This window comes from Pseudomonas sp. 1L-B-1-E-C1 (assembly GCF_057291835.1).
Genome location: NZ_JBXAWN010000006.1, coordinates 304,162 through 321,649 on the forward strand (window position 1 = coordinate 304,162; position 17,488 = coordinate 321,649).

12 protein-coding genes are annotated in these 17,488 nt (G+C 60.7%); 6 read left to right on the forward strand and 6 right to left on the reverse strand.

Going from position 1 to position 17,488, the window contains the following annotated elements; genetic code table 11:
• Positions 1 to 26 precede the first annotated feature (26 nt).
• The 3 genes from AC0Z4S_RS13240 to AC0Z4S_RS13250 form a co-directional block, all read right to left on the reverse strand.
• On the reverse strand, positions 27 to 1,271 hold the full coding sequence (locus tag AC0Z4S_RS13240; RefSeq protein ID WP_485623337.1) for a lipoprotein-releasing ABC transporter permease subunit: 1,245 nt from the start codon (positions 1,269 to 1,271) through the stop codon (positions 27 to 29).
• A 63-nt stretch (positions 1,272 to 1,334) separates the two neighbouring features.
• Positions 1,335 to 2,033, reverse strand: a complete 699-nt coding sequence (gene lolD, locus AC0Z4S_RS13245; RefSeq protein WP_485623338.1) for a lipoprotein-releasing ABC transporter ATP-binding protein LolD — start codon at positions 2,031 to 2,033, stop codon at positions 1,335 to 1,337.
• Positions 2,026 to 3,276, reverse strand: coding sequence for a lipoprotein-releasing ABC transporter permease subunit (locus AC0Z4S_RS13250; protein ID WP_485623339.1), 1,251 nt, complete (start codon positions 3,274 to 3,276; stop codon positions 2,026 to 2,028). Before AC0Z4S_RS13250 ends, lolD begins: the two co-directional genes overlap by 8 nt.
• Positions 3,277 to 3,370: 94 nt before the next feature.
• On the opposite strand from AC0Z4S_RS13250, the gene AC0Z4S_RS13255 reads away from it, so the two are divergent.
• The gene (locus AC0Z4S_RS13255; RefSeq protein WP_485623340.1) at positions 3,371 to 3,952 is read left to right on the forward strand and encodes a PilZ domain-containing protein; all 582 of its coding nucleotides are present in this window, start codon (positions 3,371 to 3,373) and stop codon (positions 3,950 to 3,952) included.
• Between the two features lie 14 nt (positions 3,953 to 3,966).
• Positions 3,967 to 4,689 (forward strand): glycerophosphodiester phosphodiesterase, encoded by a 723-nt coding sequence (locus AC0Z4S_RS13260; protein WP_007910500.1) that lies wholly within the window; start codon positions 3,967 to 3,969, stop codon positions 4,687 to 4,689.
• Positions 4,690 to 4,731: 42 nt separating this feature from the next.
• Here the strand turns inward: AC0Z4S_RS13260 and sthA are convergent, their stop codons facing one another.
• The gene (gene sthA, locus AC0Z4S_RS13265) at positions 4,732 to 6,126 is read right to left on the reverse strand and encodes a Si-specific NAD(P)(+) transhydrogenase (RefSeq protein WP_253503806.1); all 1,395 of its coding nucleotides are present in this window, start codon (positions 6,124 to 6,126) and stop codon (positions 4,732 to 4,734) included.
• A gap of 197 nt (positions 6,127 to 6,323) precedes the next feature.
• Positions 6,324 to 7,373: an FAD:protein FMN transferase gene (locus AC0Z4S_RS13270; protein ID WP_485623342.1), complete on the reverse strand. Its 1,050-nt coding sequence runs from the start codon at positions 7,371 to 7,373 to the stop codon at positions 6,324 to 6,326.
• A gap of 75 nt (positions 7,374 to 7,448) precedes the next feature.
• Between AC0Z4S_RS13270 and tcuC the strand changes: the two genes are divergently transcribed.
• Positions 7,449 to 8,747, forward strand: a complete 1,299-nt coding sequence (gene tcuC, locus AC0Z4S_RS13275; protein WP_041477332.1) for an MFS transporter — start codon at positions 7,449 to 7,451, stop codon at positions 8,745 to 8,747.
• A 173-nt stretch (positions 8,748 to 8,920) separates the two neighbouring features.
• On the opposite strand, the gene AC0Z4S_RS13280 is transcribed toward tcuC, so the two are convergent.
• On the reverse strand, positions 8,921 to 10,384 hold the full coding sequence (locus AC0Z4S_RS13280) for a glyceraldehyde-3-phosphate dehydrogenase (RefSeq protein ID WP_016775482.1): 1,464 nt from the start codon (positions 10,382 to 10,384) through the stop codon (positions 8,921 to 8,923).
• A 354-nt stretch (positions 10,385 to 10,738) separates the two neighbouring features.
• On the opposite strand from AC0Z4S_RS13280, the gene mfd reads away from it, so the two are divergent.
• The 3 genes from mfd to AC0Z4S_RS13295 are packed head-to-tail and all read left to right on the forward strand — an operon-like array spanning position 10,739 to position 17,482.
• Positions 10,739 to 14,188 (forward strand): transcription-repair coupling factor, encoded by a 3,450-nt coding sequence (gene mfd, locus AC0Z4S_RS13285; protein ID WP_485623343.1) that lies wholly within the window; start codon positions 10,739 to 10,741, stop codon positions 14,186 to 14,188.
• A gap of 10 nt (positions 14,189 to 14,198) precedes the next feature.
• Positions 14,199 to 14,780 (forward strand): CsiV family protein, encoded by a 582-nt coding sequence (locus AC0Z4S_RS13290; protein WP_485623344.1) that lies wholly within the window; start codon positions 14,199 to 14,201, stop codon positions 14,778 to 14,780.
• 11 nt (positions 14,781 to 14,791) lie between these two features.
• Entirely contained in the window at positions 14,792 to 17,482 is a 2,691-nt protein-coding gene (locus AC0Z4S_RS13295) for an SNF2-related protein (protein WP_485623345.1), read from the forward strand.
• The last annotated feature ends 6 nt before the right edge of the window (positions 17,483 to 17,488 follow it).

Sequence of the window (17,488 nt, forward strand, 5' to 3'; positions counted from 1 at the left end):
GCCTGCTCGCGAAAGCGGTCTAAAGGTTACGAATATCTCAGCGCATGCGCCGGCTCGATCTTCGCCGCTCGCCACGCCGGATACACCGTCGCCAGAAAGCTCAGAACGAAGCCCGCCGAGCAGATCAACAGCACATCCCCACCCTGCAGTTCCGACGGCAGGTTGCTGACGAAATACACGTCCGAACTGAAGATATGCTGCCCGGTCACACGCTCGACCCAGCCGACCAGTTCACTGACATTAAGCGCCGCAATCACGCCCAGCACGCCGCCAATGATGGTGCCGACAATACCGATCACCGTGCCCTGGACCATGAAGATCGCCATGATCTGCCGCGGTGTGGCGCCGATGGTGCGCAGGATCGCGATGTCGGCGCCCTTGTCGTTCACCACCATGATCAGCGTCGCGATGATGTTGAACGCCGCCACCGCGACGATCATCAGCAACAGCAGGCCGATCATGGTTTTTTCCATCTTCATCGCACTGAACAGGCTGCCTTGGGTATGGGTCCAGTCGTCAGCCTTGAATTCGGCGCCAAGGCCACCGGCAATGTCCGCAGACACCTTCGGCGCGGCGTACAAATCCTTGACCGCCAGGCGCACGCTCTGCACCTGATTCGGCTGCCAGTGCTGCATGGTCGCGGCATCGGCGACATGGATCAAGCCCATCGAACCGTCCAGCTCGGCACCGACCTTGAACACGCCAACTACATTCAGGCGCTGCATGCGCGGAGTAATGCCTCCCGGCGCGGTGCTGACTTCTGGAACGATCAGGGTGATCTTGTCGCCGACGTTCAGGCGGAAACGCCGCGCAGTGATTTCACCGATCACCACACCGAATTCGCCCGGTTTCAACGCATCGAGACGTCCCTGAACGATGTGCTGGGCAACGATCGACACCTTGCCTTCCTGGGCCGGGTCGACGCCGCTGATCTGGATCGGCTGCATCGAACCCTTGTAGGAGAGCATGCCTTCCATTTCGGTGAACGGCACGGCGGCGGTCACTTCCGGGTTTTTCATTGCGGCGGCGGCAACCGGCTGCCAGTCGTCGATCGGCTTGACGCCGACGATGGTCGCGTGGGGCACCATGCCGAGGATGCGCGAGCTCATTTCGCGCTGAAAGCCGTTCATCACCGACAGCACCACGATCATCGCCAGCACGCCGAGGGCGAGGCCGATCATCGAGGTCATCGAGATGAACGAAACAAAGCGATTGCGGCGCTTGGCGCGGGTATAGCGCGTGCCGATAAAGATCGATAACGGTCTGAACATTCGCTGGGGCACCGTATGGAAATAAAAGACCCGGCGCCCTTACGGACGCCGGGTTACAGCCAGTCAGATGGGGGTCAAACAGCCTTCCTGCAGTTGCAGGACGCGATCCATCTGGCGAGCCAGGTTCATGTCATGTGTCACCACCAGAAACGCCGTGCGCATCGAAGTGCTCAGCTCCAGCATCAGGTCCTGAATGCCTTCGGCGGTGTGCAGGTCAAGGTTGCCGGTTGGCTCATCGAGCATTACCAGCCCCGGGTTGTTGACCAGGGCACGGGCGATGGCCACGCGCTGACGCTCGCCGCCGGACAGTTCCGCCGGTTTGTGTTCCAGACGATGGCCCAGACCGACACGCTCCAGCAAAGCGGTGGCACGCTGGCGCGCCTCCGGGATAGCGGTCTTGCCGATCAACAGCGGCATGCAGACGTTTTCCAGCGCGGTGAATTCCGGCAGCAGGTGGTGAAACTGGTAAACGAAACCAAGCGCGCGATTGCGCAGCAGGCCCCGCTTCTTCTCGCTCAACGCCGACAGTTCTTCACCGTCGAGCCAGACGCTGCCCCTGCTTGGCGTATCGAGGCCGCCGAGCAGGTTGAGCAAGGTACTTTTGCCGGAACCGGATTTACCCACGATCGCCACACGCTCGCCCGGGTGCAACTCCAGTTGCAGGCCGGCCAGCACTTGTACCGACTCAGGACCCTCCTCATAGGATTTGCCGAGGTTACGGCAGCTCAGAATTGCTTGTTCACTCATGCCCGACTCACTCATAACGTAACGCCTCCGCCGGCTGGGTGCGCGCGGCACGCCAGGCGGGATACAGGGTGGCGAGGAAACTCAGGACCAACGCAGCAGCGCAAACCATGACGACGTCCTGGCTCTGTACCTGCGAAGGAAGATAATCAATGAAATACACGTCAGCATTAAGGAACTTGTGGCCGATCAGCCCTTCAAGTGCCGAAATGGCCGCACTGACATTCAGTGCCGCGAGGATCCCGACCACCGCGCCAATGGCTGTGCCGACCACGCCGATCACCGTGCCCTGAACCATGAACGTACGCATGATCGTGCCCGGTGTGGCGCCGAGGGTGCGCAGAATGGCGATGTCGCCCTTCTTGTCGTTCACCACCATCACCAGCGTGGAAATGATGTTGAACGCGGCGACGGCGACAATCAGCAGCAACAGCAGACCGATCATGGCTTTTTCCATGCGGATCGCCTGATACAGGTTGCCGTGGGTGCGGGTCCAGTCGCGGGCGTAGTAACGGTCTTCGCCGAGCTGCTGGGCAATATTCCACGCCTCGCGCGGGGCCTGGAACAGGTCCTCGAACTTCAGACGCAAGCCCTGCACCTGATCGGCTTTCCAGCGGTGCATCTTGGCCAGATCCTGCAGATTGGTCACGCCGAGGTAACCGTCGAGCTCACCGGCGCCGACATGGAAAATCCCGACCACGGTGAAGCGCTTCATGCGCGGGAACATCCCGGCCGGGGTCACGCTGACCTCCGGCGCGACAAAAGTAACCTTGTCGCCGATGCCGACACCGAGCTTGGTCGCCGCCTTGTCGCCGATGACGATGCCGAAGCTGCCGGGCGTGAGGTCGTCGAGTTTGCCCTGTTTCATGAAGTTGTCGATGATCGACACATTGCGCTCGAGCGCAGGATCAATGGCATTGAGCAACACTTTCGAGACCTGACCGTTGTTGGTCAACAGGCCCTGCATCTGGGTGAACGGCGCTACTGCCGTGACCTGGCGGTTCTGCTTGACCTTGTCGGCCAGGCTCTGCCAGTCGTTGATCGGCTCGCCGGTCTCAAGGGTGGCGTGGGGCACCATGCCTAGCACGCGGGTGCGCATCTCATGGTCGAAGCCGTTCATCACCGACAGCACGACGATCATCACGACCACGCCAAGGGCGAGCCCGATCATCGAAGTCAGGGAAATGAATGACACAAAATGATTGCGACGCTTTGCACGGGTATAACGCGTGCCGATAAATACGAAGAGAGGTCTGAACATGTCGGGGCTTGTTCGGAGGGAAAAGGAACGTCCTTGTGGCGGGGGTCGAAAACCAGCTTTACACTCAGACCACCGCCGCTACCATGGGTTCGCCATGTCGACATTAGATGAAGAAGATCGCCGCGAATACTACCGTATCGAGGACACGATCGCACTGGAAATTCGGCCCCTGTCCGCTCCCGAAGTCGCAGGCCAGGAAGTGTTGCAGGATGCTTCCCCACTGTTCAACCTGCTCAGCGAATTGCACCTGAGCGAATTCGAGTCGCAGCACCTGCTGCGGCAGATCAGCGAGCGCGACCGCGCCATCGCTGCATTCCTCAAATCGCAGAACAAACGCATCGACCTGCTCAGCCAGGTGATCGCTCTGACCGTGCTCGGCAACATCGGCGAGCCGCAGCCGGTGATCATCTCCGAAGGCGGGATCGATTTTCAGTACCCGACCCCGATTGCCACCGGCGCGCACCTGTCGGTGAAACTGGTGCTGATGCCGCAAGCACTCGGCCTGCTGCTGCGTGCCCGGGTCACCCATTGCGATCCCAAGGGCGATGGCTATGACGTCGGCACCGAGTTTGAACGCCCGACCGATGCCCAGCGTCAGTTGCTTGCGCGCTACATCTTGCAGAAGCAGGCTCAGGAACGCCGTCTGGCCCGCGAACAGAACGAATCAGGCATTTAACTTAAGGAAGCACCGTGACCCTCATCTACGGCCACCGCGGCGCCAAGGGCGAAGCACCGGAAAACACCCTGAGCAGTTTTCAGGAATGCCTCAAGCACGGCGTGCGCCGTTGCGAACTGGATCTGCACCTGTCCAAGGACGGCGAACTGATGGTGATCCATGACCCGACGCTCAAGCGCACCACCGAGCGCCGCGGCAAGGTCGTCGAGCACACCGCTGCCGAACTGGTGACCTACGACGCACGCAAGGGTGGCCCGGGCTGGATCAAGCCGTGCCCGATCCCGACGCTGGAAGAGTTGTTCGAAAAATGTGATTTCGAGCACTGGCAGCTGGAAGTCAAAAGCGCTTCACGTACCCGCGCAGCGACTACGGTGCTGGCGATCCGGGAAATGGCTCAGCGCCACGGCCTGCTCGATAAGGTGACGATCACCTCGAGTTCACGGGAAGTCTTGAAGGCAGCGCTGGATCTGGTACCGGACGTATCCCGTGGCCTGGTGGCCGAATACGCCTGGCTCGATCCGTTGAAGGTTGCGGCCAGCTACGGCTGCGAGATTCTCGCCTTGAACTGGACGCTGTGTACGCCGGAACGCCTGCAGAAGGCGCAGCGTCAGGGCCTGCATGTGTCGGTGTGGACCGTCAACGAGCCTGCACTGATGCGCAGACTCGCCGACTTCGGCGTTGACAGCCTGATTACAGACTTTCCCGGTTTGGCCACTGCCACCCTTGAGAATTGCTGAAATCGGTCTCCCCGGCCGGCTCAGGCCACCGGCCGGAGCCCGTCAAAAAAGCCGGTTGAGGCCGTCGTACGCCGCCACCCGATAGGCTTCGGCCATGGTCGGGTAGTTGAACGTGGTGTTGACGAAATACTTCAGGGTGTTCAGCTCGCCCGGCTGGTTCATGATCGCCTGACCGATGTGAACGATCTCCGACGCCTGATAACCGAAGCAGTGCACACCGAGCACTTCCAGCGTCTCACGGTGGAAGAGGATTTTCAGCATGCCTTGCGGCTCGCCGGCAATCTGCGCACGCGCCATGCTCTTGAAGAAGGCCTTGCCGACTTCGTACGGCACCTTGGCCTGGGTCAGCTCCTGCTCGTTCTTGCCGATCGAGCTGATCTCCGGAATGGTGTAGATGCCGGTCGGCACGTCATTGACGAAGCGCCAGCTGCCATTGTCGACGATGCTGCCAGCGGCCGAACGGCCCTGGTCGTGGGCGGCGCTGGCCAGGCTTGGCCAGCCGATCACGTCACCGGCGCCGTAGATGTTCTCCACGCAGGTGCGGTAGTTCTGGTCGACTTCGATCTGGCCACGGCTGTTGACCTTGACCCCGATGTTTTCCAGACCCAGCGTGTCGGTGTTGCCGGTACGGCCATTGCACCAGAGCAATGCGTCGGCCTTGATCTTCTTGCCGGACTTGAGGTGCAGGATCACACCGTTGTCCACGCCTTCGACGCGTTCGTACTCTTCGTTGTGGCGCACGGTGATGTTGTTGTTGCTGAAGTGATAGCTCAACGCCTGGGAGATTTCCGAGTCGAGGAAGCTGAGCAACTGGCCACGGTTGTCGACCAGCTCGACCAGCACACCCAGACCACTGAAGATCGAGGCGTATTCGCAACCGATCACACCAGCGCCGTAAACGATCAGTTTGCGCGGGGTGTGGCCGAGGCTGAGGATGGTGTCGCTATCGTAGATACGCGGGTGGTGGAAATCGATGTCCGCCGGGCGATACGGACGCGAACCGGTAGCGATGATGATGTGCTTGGCGACCAGTTTCTCGACTACGCCGTTGCCGCAGACCACTTCGATGGTTTGCTCGTCGGCGAAGCTGCCGGTGCCGAAAAACACGTCAACGCGGTTACGGGCGTAGTAGCCGGTGCGCGAGGCGACTTGTTTGGAAATGACTTTTTCGGCGCTTTTCAACACGTCCGGAAAGGAGAACCAGCGTGGCTCGCCGATCGCACGGAACATCGGGTTGGTGTTGAACTGCATGATCTGCCGCACCGAGTGACGCAGTGCCTTGGACGGGATGGTGCCGAGGTGGGTGCAGTTGCCGCCGACCTGGCGACGGCTGTCGACCATCGCGACCTTGCGCCCCGCTTTGGCGGCGTTCATTGCCGCGCCTTCTCCCGCCGGGCCGGAACCCAGTACCACCACGTCGTAGTTGTAGACAGCCATGCGTACTCCTCAGAACAGGCCGCGATGCCAGCAGCACCGGCGGCTAAATCACGCCGAACGGCGGCGCGAAGGAACAATTGGGGGCCAGTACAGAACCCGGACACAGTCTATAGAAGCGTCAACGCCGCGCACATTAACCCTTGGTCGCGTCGTAGGCTACTTTTGCCTGCACTACAACGCCAGCTTTCGTCTTGTCTTCAGTCAGTTTTTTCGCCGACAAACTGTTCAAACGCCTGACTGCTGCGGGTGACGAAACCTGTATCGGCACGCAGGACAAAGAATGCAGCAATGTCATGCTTTTGGGCATAGTCCCGCGCCCTTTCCGGCCCGAGAATCAGCAACAGCGTCGATAGTCCATCGGCCATCAACGCTGAAGGATGAATCACTGTGACTGACGCCAGATCATGTAGGACCGGTCGCCCGCTGCGTGCATCGAAGGTGTGGGAATAACGCCGCCCGTCCTGCAGAAAATAGTTACGGTAGTCGCCGGAGGTGGACACGCCGTAGCCATCGACATCGATAATCCGCTCGGCCACTTGCTGGTCATCCCGGGGCTCTTCGAGCGCGATGCGCCACGCTGAGCCATCTGGCTTGCTGCCCTTGGCTTTGAGTTCGCCCGTGGCTTCGACCAGATAATTGTCGATGCCCATGCCCTGCAATCTGGCGGCGATTGTATCCACGGCGTAACCGGCGGCAATGCTGTTGAAGTCGACTTCGACGGCGGCGTCCTTGCACAACCGTTCGCCATCGATGCGCAGGTGCTGATGGCCGACCCGCTGCATGACCTCGGCCAGCGCGGCCGCATCAGGGATCTTTTCTTCGCGCCCTTGCGGACCGAATCCCCAGAGGTTCATCAAGGGTTCCACGGTCAGGTCGTAGGAACCTTCGCTTTGCGTCGAGAGTTGTTCACCGACACGGATCAACTCAAGCACCGCCGCCGGCATCGATTGGCAGCTATCGGCAGGCAAAGCGTTGAAACGCTCGATGGCGGAGTCACTCCGGTAAGTCGACATCTGTTGATCGACTTCACCGAGGATGGCCTGCACTTCGCCGCGCACCTGTGCAGGATCGGCAACCCCGGCGTGGCGCACGTACTTGACCGACCAGGTGCTGCCCATGGTTGAGCCGCCGACCTGTTCCAGGGAATCGCCGTTGCCGCAGCCGCCGATTGCCCCCGCCAAGACCACAAGCCCCAACCAGCGTCCAGTTAACAATTCTTCATCTCCCCGCAAAACCACGGCGGCCATTATGAACTACAAGCGCCCGCTCGCTTCCCCATGGCAGCAACGCCTTTATACAAAATTGAACAGTGAGTACCTCCCATGTCCTCGACCACGGGCAAAGGCAAAGCGATCTTTCGCGTTGTCAGCGGCAACTTCCTCGAAATGTTCGACTTCATGGTCTACGGCTTCTATGCCACGGCCATCGCCAAAACCTTCTTCCCCACCGACAGCGCGTTCGCTTCGCTGATGCTGTCGCTAGCGACCTTCGGCGCCGGCTTCCTGATGCGCCCACTGGGGGCGATTTTTCTCGGCGCCTATATCGACCGTCACGGACGGCGCAAAGGGCTGATCATCACTTTGGCGATGATGGCCGCCGGTACAGTGCTGATTGCCTGCGTGCCCGGCTACGCAACGCTCGGTGTCGCCGCGCCGCTACTGGTGTTGTTCGGCCGTCTGTTGCAAGGCTTCTCGGCGGGCGTGGAACTGGGCGGCGTGTCGGTGTATCTGGCGGAAATCTCTACGCCGGGGCGTAAAGGCTTTTTCGTCAGTTGGCAGTCGGCCAGCCAACAGGCAGCCGTGGTGTTCGCCGGTCTGCTCGGCGTTGGCCTCAACCACTGGCTGAGCCCGGAGCAAATGGGCGAATGGGGCTGGCGCGTACCGTTTCTGATTGGCTGCATGATCGTGCCGGTGATTTTCTTCATCCGCCGCTCGCTGGAGGAAACTCCGGAATTCCAGGCGCGCACCCACCGCCCTACCCTCGGCGAAATCGTCCGCTCGATTGGCCAGAACTTCGGCATCGTCATCGCCGGCATGGCGCTGGTAGTGATGACCACGGTGTCGTTCTACCTGATCACCGCGTACACGCCGACGTTCGGCAAGGCCGAGCTGCATCTGTCGGATCTCGACGCCTTGCTGGTGACCGTGTGCATCGGCTTGTCGAACTTCTTCTGGTTGCCGGTGATGGGCGCAGTGTCCGACAAAATCGGCCGAAAGCCCCTACTGCTCGCGGCGACGATTCTGGCGATCCTGACCGCGTATCCGGCGCTGTCGTGGCTGGTGGCAAATCCGAGCTTCAGCCATTTGCTGATTGTCGAATTGTGGCTGTCGTTCCTCTACGGCTCGTACAACGGCGCGATGGTGGTGGCGCTGACCGAGATCATGCCGGTAGAAGTGCGCACGACCGGGTTTTCGCTGGCCTACAGCCTGGCGACGGCGACGTTCGGCGGGTTTACTCCGGCGGCGTGTACCTACCTGATTCATGTGCTGGACAACAAGGCAGCGCCGGGGATCTGGCTCAGTGGTGCGGCGGTGCTGGGGTTGATTGCGACATTGGTGTTGTTCCGTGGCAATCGGCATGAGTTGCGCACGGCGCAGGCTTCGGTGGCCAGCGGCGCCTGACAGAATGCTTTCGCGAGCAGGCTCGCTCCCACAGCAGATTTTTGAACGACACTGATCCAGTGTGGGAGCGAGCCTGCTCGCGAAGAGGCCCGCGAGGACACCGAAGATTCAAAAGGCCCACAAACAAAAACGCCCCGACAAAATGCCGGGGCGTTTTCATTCAAGCCTGAGGCTTAGCGCGGGAACGCTGGCGGATTCACATCAGCCATGTCTTCCATCACGCGAACCACCTGGCAGCTGTAGCCGAACTCGTTGTCGTACCAGACGTACAGAACGACGCGGTTGTCCTGCACGATGGTCGCTTCAGCGTCGACTACACCGGCGTGACGCGAGCCAACGAAGTCGGTCGAGACCACTTCCTGCGAATTGACGAAGTCGATCTGCTTGTGCAGCTCGGAGTGCAGCGCCATGTAGCGCAGGTACTCGTTCATCTCTTCGCGGGTGGCGGCTTTCTCAAGGTTGAGGTTGAGAATGGCCATCGACACGTTAGGCGTCGGCACACGGATCGCGTTACCGGTCAGCTTGCCGGCCAGCTCAGGCAGCGCCTTGGCAGCAGCGGTGGCGGCGCCGGTCTCGGTGATCACCATGTTCAGCGCGGCGCTGCGACCACGGCGATCGCCCTTGTGGAAGTTGTCGATCAGGTTCTGGTCGTTGGTGTACGAGTGAACGGTTTCGACGTGACCGTTGATGATGCCGAACTTGTCGTTCACAGCTTTCAGCACCGGCACGATGGCGTTGGTGGTGCAGGAAGCGGCGGACACGATCTTGTCGTCAGCGGTGATTTCACCGTGGTTGATGCCGTGAACGATGTTCTTCAGCTTGCCCTTGCCAGGCGCGGTCAGAACAACGCGGTCGATGCCCGGGCAGGCCAGGTGTTGACCCAGGCCATCGGCGTCACGCCATACACCGGTGTTGTCCACCAGCAGCGCGTCTTTGATGCCGTACTGGGTGTAATCCACCTCGGTCGGGTTCTTCGCGTAGATCACCTGGATCAGGTTACCGTTGGCGGTGATGGTGTTGTTTTCTTCGTCGATGGTAATGGTGCCGTTGAACGAACCGTGTACCGAATCGCGGCGCAGCAGGCTGGCGCGTTTGGTCAGGTCGTTCTCGGCGCCTTTGCGCACGACGATGGCACGCAGACGCAGACCGTCGCCACCACCGGTTTTCTCGATCAGGATGCGCGCCAGCAGACGGCCGATACGACCGAAGCCGTAAAGCACAACGTCGGTGCCTTTGCGGGCCGAGGCGTTTTGCTGGCCAACCACGTCAGCCATCTCTTCACGCACGAACTGCTCGGCGCTGCGGCCGTTGCCTTCGTTACGGAATTTGAACGCCAGCTTGCCCAGATCCACCGACGCCGCGCCGAGCTTGAGCTCGCTCATGGCCTTGAGCAGTGGGAATGTTTCGTGGACGGAGAGTTCGCTGTCGTCGGAAGAACGGTGGCGAGCAAAGCGGTGAGCTTTGAGAATCGCGATGACAGACTGGTTGATCAGGCTGCGGCCATAGATCGAGCTAACCACGTTGTTATTGCGGTAGAGCTGACCGATAAGCGGGATCATCGCTTCTGCGAGTGCTTCACGGTCGATCCATTCACCAAGACACTGGTCGGGCTTCTGAGTCACGGTAACCTTCCACATGTAGGGGCAGAAAAAAGGGGCTACATTATGCCGCCGACAAGCCCTTTCAGCAATGCGCGCTTGTCGCGCAATCGGTAACAAATTTCCGTTCAAAAAATTTACGCCCCTCTCCAGCCCAGTAAAACCGGGGCTTTCAGCGCAGTCAATTTTTCGACGACTGTTAGACGATGTCTGTAACCCTCCGTAACACCACCCCGTTTCGGCACTACATAACCACGAAAAAAGTGCTCGTTTTTATGGTTACCACTACATTTCGTCCAAACCGTGAAGATAGACGCAGTCTGCAACTGACAGGCGGCACCGGAGGCCGCTACAATTACCGACTTTGTCGCAACGCCTGGAGCTCAACCTTCCGTGCCTGTTCTGCGTCTACCGCTACTCCCTGCCGAAGCAGGTAAACAGCACTGGGGCAATCTGCCCGGTGCCGCCCTCAGCCTGGCGATTGCCGAGGCTGCCAGCGCTGCCAAGCGCTTTACCCTGCTGCTGACCGCCGACAGCCAAAGTGCCGAACGGCTGGAACAGGAGCTGAGTTTCTTCGCCCCGGATTTGCCCGTGCTGCATTTCCCTGACTGGGAGACCCTGCCCTACGACCTGTTCTCGCCGCACCAGGACATCATTTCCCAGCGCATCGCCAGCCTCTATCGCCTGCCGGAATTGGCTCACGGCGTGCTGGTGGTGCCGATCACCACCGCCCTGCACCGTTTGGCGCCGACCAAATTCCTGCTCGGCAGCAGCCTGGTGCTGGATATCGGCCAGAAACTCGACGTCGAACAGATGCGCGCGCGGCTCGAAGCCAGCGGCTATCGCTATGTCGACACGGTGTATGAGCACGGCGAGTTCACCGTGCGCGGCGCGCTGATCGACCTGTTCCCGATGGGCAGCAAACTGCCCTATCGCATCGACCTCTTCGATGACGAAATCGAAACCCTGCGCACTTTCGATCCGGAAACCCAGCGTTCGATCGACAAGGTCGAGTCGGTCAAGCTGCTGCCGGCCCGCGAGTTCCCGTTGCAAAAAGACGCCGTAACCCGCTTCAAGGCACGCTTTCGCGAGCGCTTCGACGTCGACTTCCGCCGCTGCCCGATCTTTCAGGACCTGAGCAGCGGCATCACCCCGGCCGGTATCGAGTACTACCTGCCACTGTTCTTCGACGAAACTTCGACCCTGTTCGATTACCTGCCCCAGGACACTCAGGTGTTCTCGCTGCCGGGCATCGAGCAAGCGGCGGAAAATTTCTGGAACGACGTGCGCAACCGTTATGAAGAACGCCGCGTCGATCCATCGCGTCCTTTATTGCCACCGGCCGAATTGTTTCTGCCGGTGGAAGACTGCTTCGCACGCCTGAAGAACTGGCCACGGGTCGTCGCCAGTCAGCAGGACGTTGAAAGCGGCGTTGGCCGTGAGCGCTTCCCGGCGCACGCGCTGCCGGATCTGGCCATCGAAGCCAAAGCTACGCAACCGCTGGCGGCACTCGCCGGTTTCCTCGAAGAATTCCCCGGTCGCGTGCTGTTCACTGCTGAATCGGCGGGTCGTCGCGAAGTCCTGCTGGAACTGCTGGAACGTCTGAAGCTGCGGCCGAAAACCGTCGACAGCTGGCCGGACTTCGTCGCCAGCAAGGATCGTCTGGCAATCACTATCGCCCCGCTCGACGAAGGTTTGATGCTCGACGACCCGGCGCTGGCGCTGGTAGCGGAAAGTCCGCTGTTCGGCCAACGGGTCATGCAACGTCGTCGTCGGGAGAAGCGCAGCGACGTCAGCAACGATGCGGTAATCAAGAACCTTACCGAGCTGCGCGAAGGCGCACCGGTGGTGCATATCGACCATGGTGTTGGCCGCTATCTGGGCCTGACGATTCTGGAAATCGACAATCAGGCGGCCGAATTCCTCACCCTCGAATACGCCGAGAACGCCAAGCTTTACGTGCCGGTGGCCAACCTGCACCTGATCGCGCGTTACACCGGCAGCGACGATTCGCTCGCGCCGCTGCACCGCCTCGGCTCGGAAACCTGGCAGAAAGCCAAGCGCAAAGCCGCCGAACAAGTGCGCGACGTCGCCGCCGAATTGCTCGACATTTATGCCCGACGCGCCGCCCGTGAAGGCTATGCCTTCGCCGATCCGAAGGCCGATTACGCCACCTTCAGTGCCGGCTTCCCGTTCGAAGAAACACCCGATCAGCAAGCCACCATCGAGGCCGTGCGCGAAGACATGCTCGCGCCGAAACCGATGGATCGTCTGGTCTGCGGCGACGTTGGCTTCGGCAAGACCGAAGTGGCCATGCGCGCGGCGTTCATCGCCGTGCACGGCGGGCGTCAGGTGGCGATTCTGGTGCCGACCACCCTGCTCGCCCAGCAGCACTACAACAGTTTCCGCGACCGCTTCGCCGACTGGCCGGTGACGGTGGAAGTGATGAGCCGCTTCAAGTCGGCCAAGGAAGTCAACGCGGCGATCGCCGATCTGGCGGAAGGCAAGATCGACATCGTCATCGGCACGCACAAGCTGTTATCCGACGATGTGAAGATCAAAAACCTCGGGCTGGTGATCATCGACGAAGAACACCGTTTTGGCGTACGCCAGAAAGAACAGCTCAAGGCCCTGCGCAGCGAAGTCGACATTCTGACCCTGACCGCCACGCCGATTCCGCGCACGCTGAACATGGCGGTGTCGGGCATGCGCGACCTGTCGATCATCGCCACGCCGCCAGCGCGACGCCTGTCGGTGCGCACCTTCGTCATGGAACAGAACAAGAGCACGGTCAAGGAAGCCCTGCTGCGTGAATTGCTGCGTGGCGGTCAGGTGTATTACCTGCACAACGATGTGAAGACTATCGAAAAATGCGCCGCCGACCTCGCCGAACTGGTGCCGGAAGCGCGTATCGGTATCGGTCACGGGCAGATGCGCGAACGCGAACTCGAACAGGTGATGAGCGACTTCTACCACAAGCGCTTCAACGTGCTGATCGCCTCGACCATCATCGAGACCGGGATCGACGTGCCGAGCGCCAACACCATCATCATCGAGCGCGCCGACAAGTTCGGTCTGGCGCAACTGCACCAGTTGCGTGGTCGTGTCGGCCGCAGTCACCACCAGGCCTACGCCTACCTGCTGACGCCGCCGCGCCAGCAGATCACCTCGGATGCGGAAAAACGTCTGGAGGCGATCGCCAACACCCAGGACCTCGGCGCCGGTTTCGTCCTGGCCACCAACGACCTGGAAATCCGTGGCGCCGGCGAACTGCTCGGCGATGGTCAGAGCGGGCAGATTCAGGCGGTCGGTTTCACCCTGTATATGGAGATGCTCGAGCGCGCGGTGAAGTCGATACGCAAAGGCGAACAGCCGAACCTCGATCAACCGCTTGGCGGCGGCCCGGAAGTCAATCTGCGCGTGCCGGCGCTGATTCCGGAAGATTATCTGCCCGATGTGCATGCGCGGCTGATTCTGTATAAACGCATCGCCTCGGCTACCGATGAGGAAGGCCTGAAGGATCTGCAGGTGGAGATGATCGACCGTTTCGGCCTGTTGCCGGAGCCGACCAAGAACCTGGTGCGGATCACCGCGTTGAAATTGCAGGCGGAAAAACTCGGTATCAAGAAGGTCGACGGCGGGCCGCAAGGCGGACGCATCGAGTTCGAAGCGCAGACGCCGGTTGACCCGATTACCCTGATCAAGCTGATCCAGACGCAGCCCAAACGCTACAAGTTCGAAGGCGCAACGATGTTCAAATTCCAGGTGCCGATGGAGCGCCCGGAAGAACGTTTCAATACTGTCGAGGCGCTGTTTGAGCGCCTCATCCCGAAATCCGCTTGAAGGACGCCCGATGCGCCTGTTCCGCTCTCTGACTTTGTTGCTCGCCTCGCTCTTGATGACAGTGGCAGCACCTGCGGCGTTTGCCGATGACACGTATCAGGTCGAAATGATTCTGGTGCGCCAGAATGCCGTTCCGGCCATCGTCAGCCGCGCCGCGCCGGAAGACTGGGCCGCTGGCGCCCAGCGTTTGGGCAACGACAGCCAGCGCACGCCGGCGCTCAATGATGTTGTGAGCAAACTCACGGCCAGTGGCGAGTACACGGTGCTGATGCACAAAGCCTGGCAGCAGAGCCTCGGCGAAGCGCCAGCGAAAGTCGCGGTCAGTGAAGGTCAGGAACAGTTCGGCCAGTTCCCGATCGAGGGCACGCTGGAAATGAAACTCGGCCGCTTCACCGACGTGACCGCCGATTTCTGGGTCAATCAGATTGACGCCAATGGCCTGGTCACCGCCAGTGAGCGTCTGCGTCAGGACAGCCACACCAAGAACGGCCAGCTCAACTACCTCGACAACGGTCATCTGGCCCTGCTGATCAAGATCACTTCCCTCACCGCGCCAGCGCCTCGCGAAGCGCCTGAAGTCGTGCCGGACTGATCGAAGTCCTTATGCCGCCGCCCCTGAGCAAACCGCTGGCCCCGTCGTGGGTCAGCCGATTCAAAGAACAGAGTCTGGAGCGTGGCCGCCGCTACGCTTTGGAGAATCGGGTGCGCATCGCCCAGGTCGGCGATGCCACCATCACCGCCAGTTGCGAGGGCTCCGGCGGCAGTGTCTACCGGCAAACCATCCATCTGCGCGAATCGGCCAAAGCCACTCTGCTGCTGGTCGACGCGACCTGCACCTGTCCGGTGCGCAGCAACTGCAAACATTGCGCTGCGGTGCTGCTGAAAATCCAGGAAACCCTCGACTACCCCGCCGCCGCGAAAGACGCCGAACTGCTGGAGAAACTCCAGGCCGTGCTGGAAAACCGCAGCCCGAAAGCACCGCCGCAAGTGCTGGTGGACAACGTGCAGCCGGTGCCGCGCCTGTGGCTGGCCAGTGTCGAATTCAGCGCCTTTGAACCGCGCAACGGCAAGATGCAGCGCTACATTCAACACCGCGCGGCGCTGTCGTTCAGCTATCTGGACGAATACGTCAGCGGGCAGAAGCACAGCGATATCCTGATCCGTCAGGAAGCCCAGACACTACGGATAAAACGCCACCCGGATGTCGAACAGTCCTACCGCGAGCAGTTAAGAATCCTCGGTTTCCGCATCGCCACCCGGCAGAGCAAAGCGTTGCCGGAAAGCGCCGGCGAACTCTACGAGATGGTCAACGACAGCGCGTGGCTGACCTTCACCCTCAACGATCTGCCGAAGTTGCGCAGCCAGGGCTGGGAGTTGCAGATCGATGAAGAATTCGGCTTCGACCTGACCGCCGTCGACGACTGGTACGCCACCGTCGAGCAGGCGCCGGAGCGCGACTGGTTCGATCTGGAACTGGGCATTATCGTCAACGGCGAACGCCTGAGCCTGCTGCCGATCCTGCTGAACCTGATGCGCTCGCACACCGAAATCCTCAACCCGGAACGCCTCGCCCGTCGTCGCGATGACGAACTGATTCTGGTGAACATTCCGCAACGCACCAGCGAGCACGGCCCGTTGCAGGTGGCGCTGCCGCTCGGCCGCTTGAAGCCGGTACTGATGACGCTCGGCGAGTTCTATTTACAGGAGCCAGGCGAAACTACCCTGCGCCTGAGCAAGGCTGATGCCACCCGGCTCAATTCGCTGGACGGCCTGCCGCTGCTGTGGGAAGGCGGCGAGCAGATCCGCACCTTCGCTCAGCGCCTGCGCGACATCCGCGATTTCAGCGCCGAAGCACCGCAAGGCTTGAACGCAACGCTGCGCCCGTATCAGCTCGAAGGCCTGAGCTGGATGCAATCGCTGCGGCAACTGGAAGTCGGCGGGATTCTTGCGGATGACATGGGTCTGGGCAAAACCCTACAGACCCTGGCGCATATTCTCAGCGAGAAGAACGCCGGACGCATCGATCGCCCGTGCATGGTGGTCATGCCGACCAGCCTGATCCCCAACTGGCTCGATGAGGCCGCGCACTTCACCCCGCAGCTGAAAGTGCTCGCGCTATACGGCGCCAGCCGCAAAAAGCACTTCGACAATCTGCCCGACTTCGACCTGATACTCACCACCTACGCCCTGCTACCCAAGGACGTCGAGCGTCTGGCCAAACAGCCGCTGCACGTACTGGTGCTGGACGAAGCGCAGTACATCAAGAACCCCAACAGCAAAGCCGCCCAGGCCGCACGCGAGCTGAATGCTCGCCAGCGCCTGTGCCTCAGCGGCACGCCGCTGGAAAACCACTTGGGCGAACTCTGGTCGCTGTTCCACTTCCTGCTGCCGGGCTGGCTCGGCGACGTGAAAAGCTTCAACGCCGATTACCGTGTGCCGATCGAAAAACGCGGCAGCGAAGTCAGACTGCAGCACCTCAACGGTCGGATTAAACCGTTTCTGCTGCGCCGCACCAAAGAGCAGGTCGCCACCGAGCTGCCGCCAAAAACCGAGATCATCCACTGGGTCGAACTCAACGAAGCGCAGCGCGACGTGTACGAAACCATGCGCCTGGCGATGGACAAGAAAGTCCGCGACGAGATCACCCGCAAAGGCGTGGCGCGCAGCCAGATCATCATCCTCGAAGCGTTGCTCAAGCTGCGCCAGGTCTGTTGCGATCTGCGCCTGGTCAACGGCGCCACCCTGCCCGCACGCGGCAGCACCTCGGGTAAACTCGACAGCCTGATGGAAATGCTCGAGGAATTGTTCGAGGAAGGGCGGCGGATTCTGCTGTTCTCGCAATTCACTTCGATGCTGTCATTGATCGAAGAGGAATTGAAAAAACGCAAGATCGCTTACGCCCTTCTCACTGGCCAGACCCGTGACCGGCGTACACCGGTGAAGGAATTCCAGAGCGGCACGCGTCAGATCTTTCTGATCAGCCTGAAGGCCGGTGGCGTCGGTTTGAACCTCACCGAAGCCGATACGGTGATTCACTACGACCCGTGGTGGAACCCGGCAACCGAGAATCAGGCGACGGACCGGGCCTATCGAATCGGTCAGGAGAAACCGGTGTTCGTCTACAAGATGATTGCCCGGGGCACGGTGGAAGAGAAAATTCAGCATCTGCAAAAGGAAAAGTCCGACCTGGCAGCGGGCGTGCTCGATGGGCGCAAGGCCGGGGACTGGAAGCTGCAGAGTGATGATATTGAAGCGCTGTTTGCGCCGTTGCCGGACAAGATCGACAAGCGCTGAAATCGG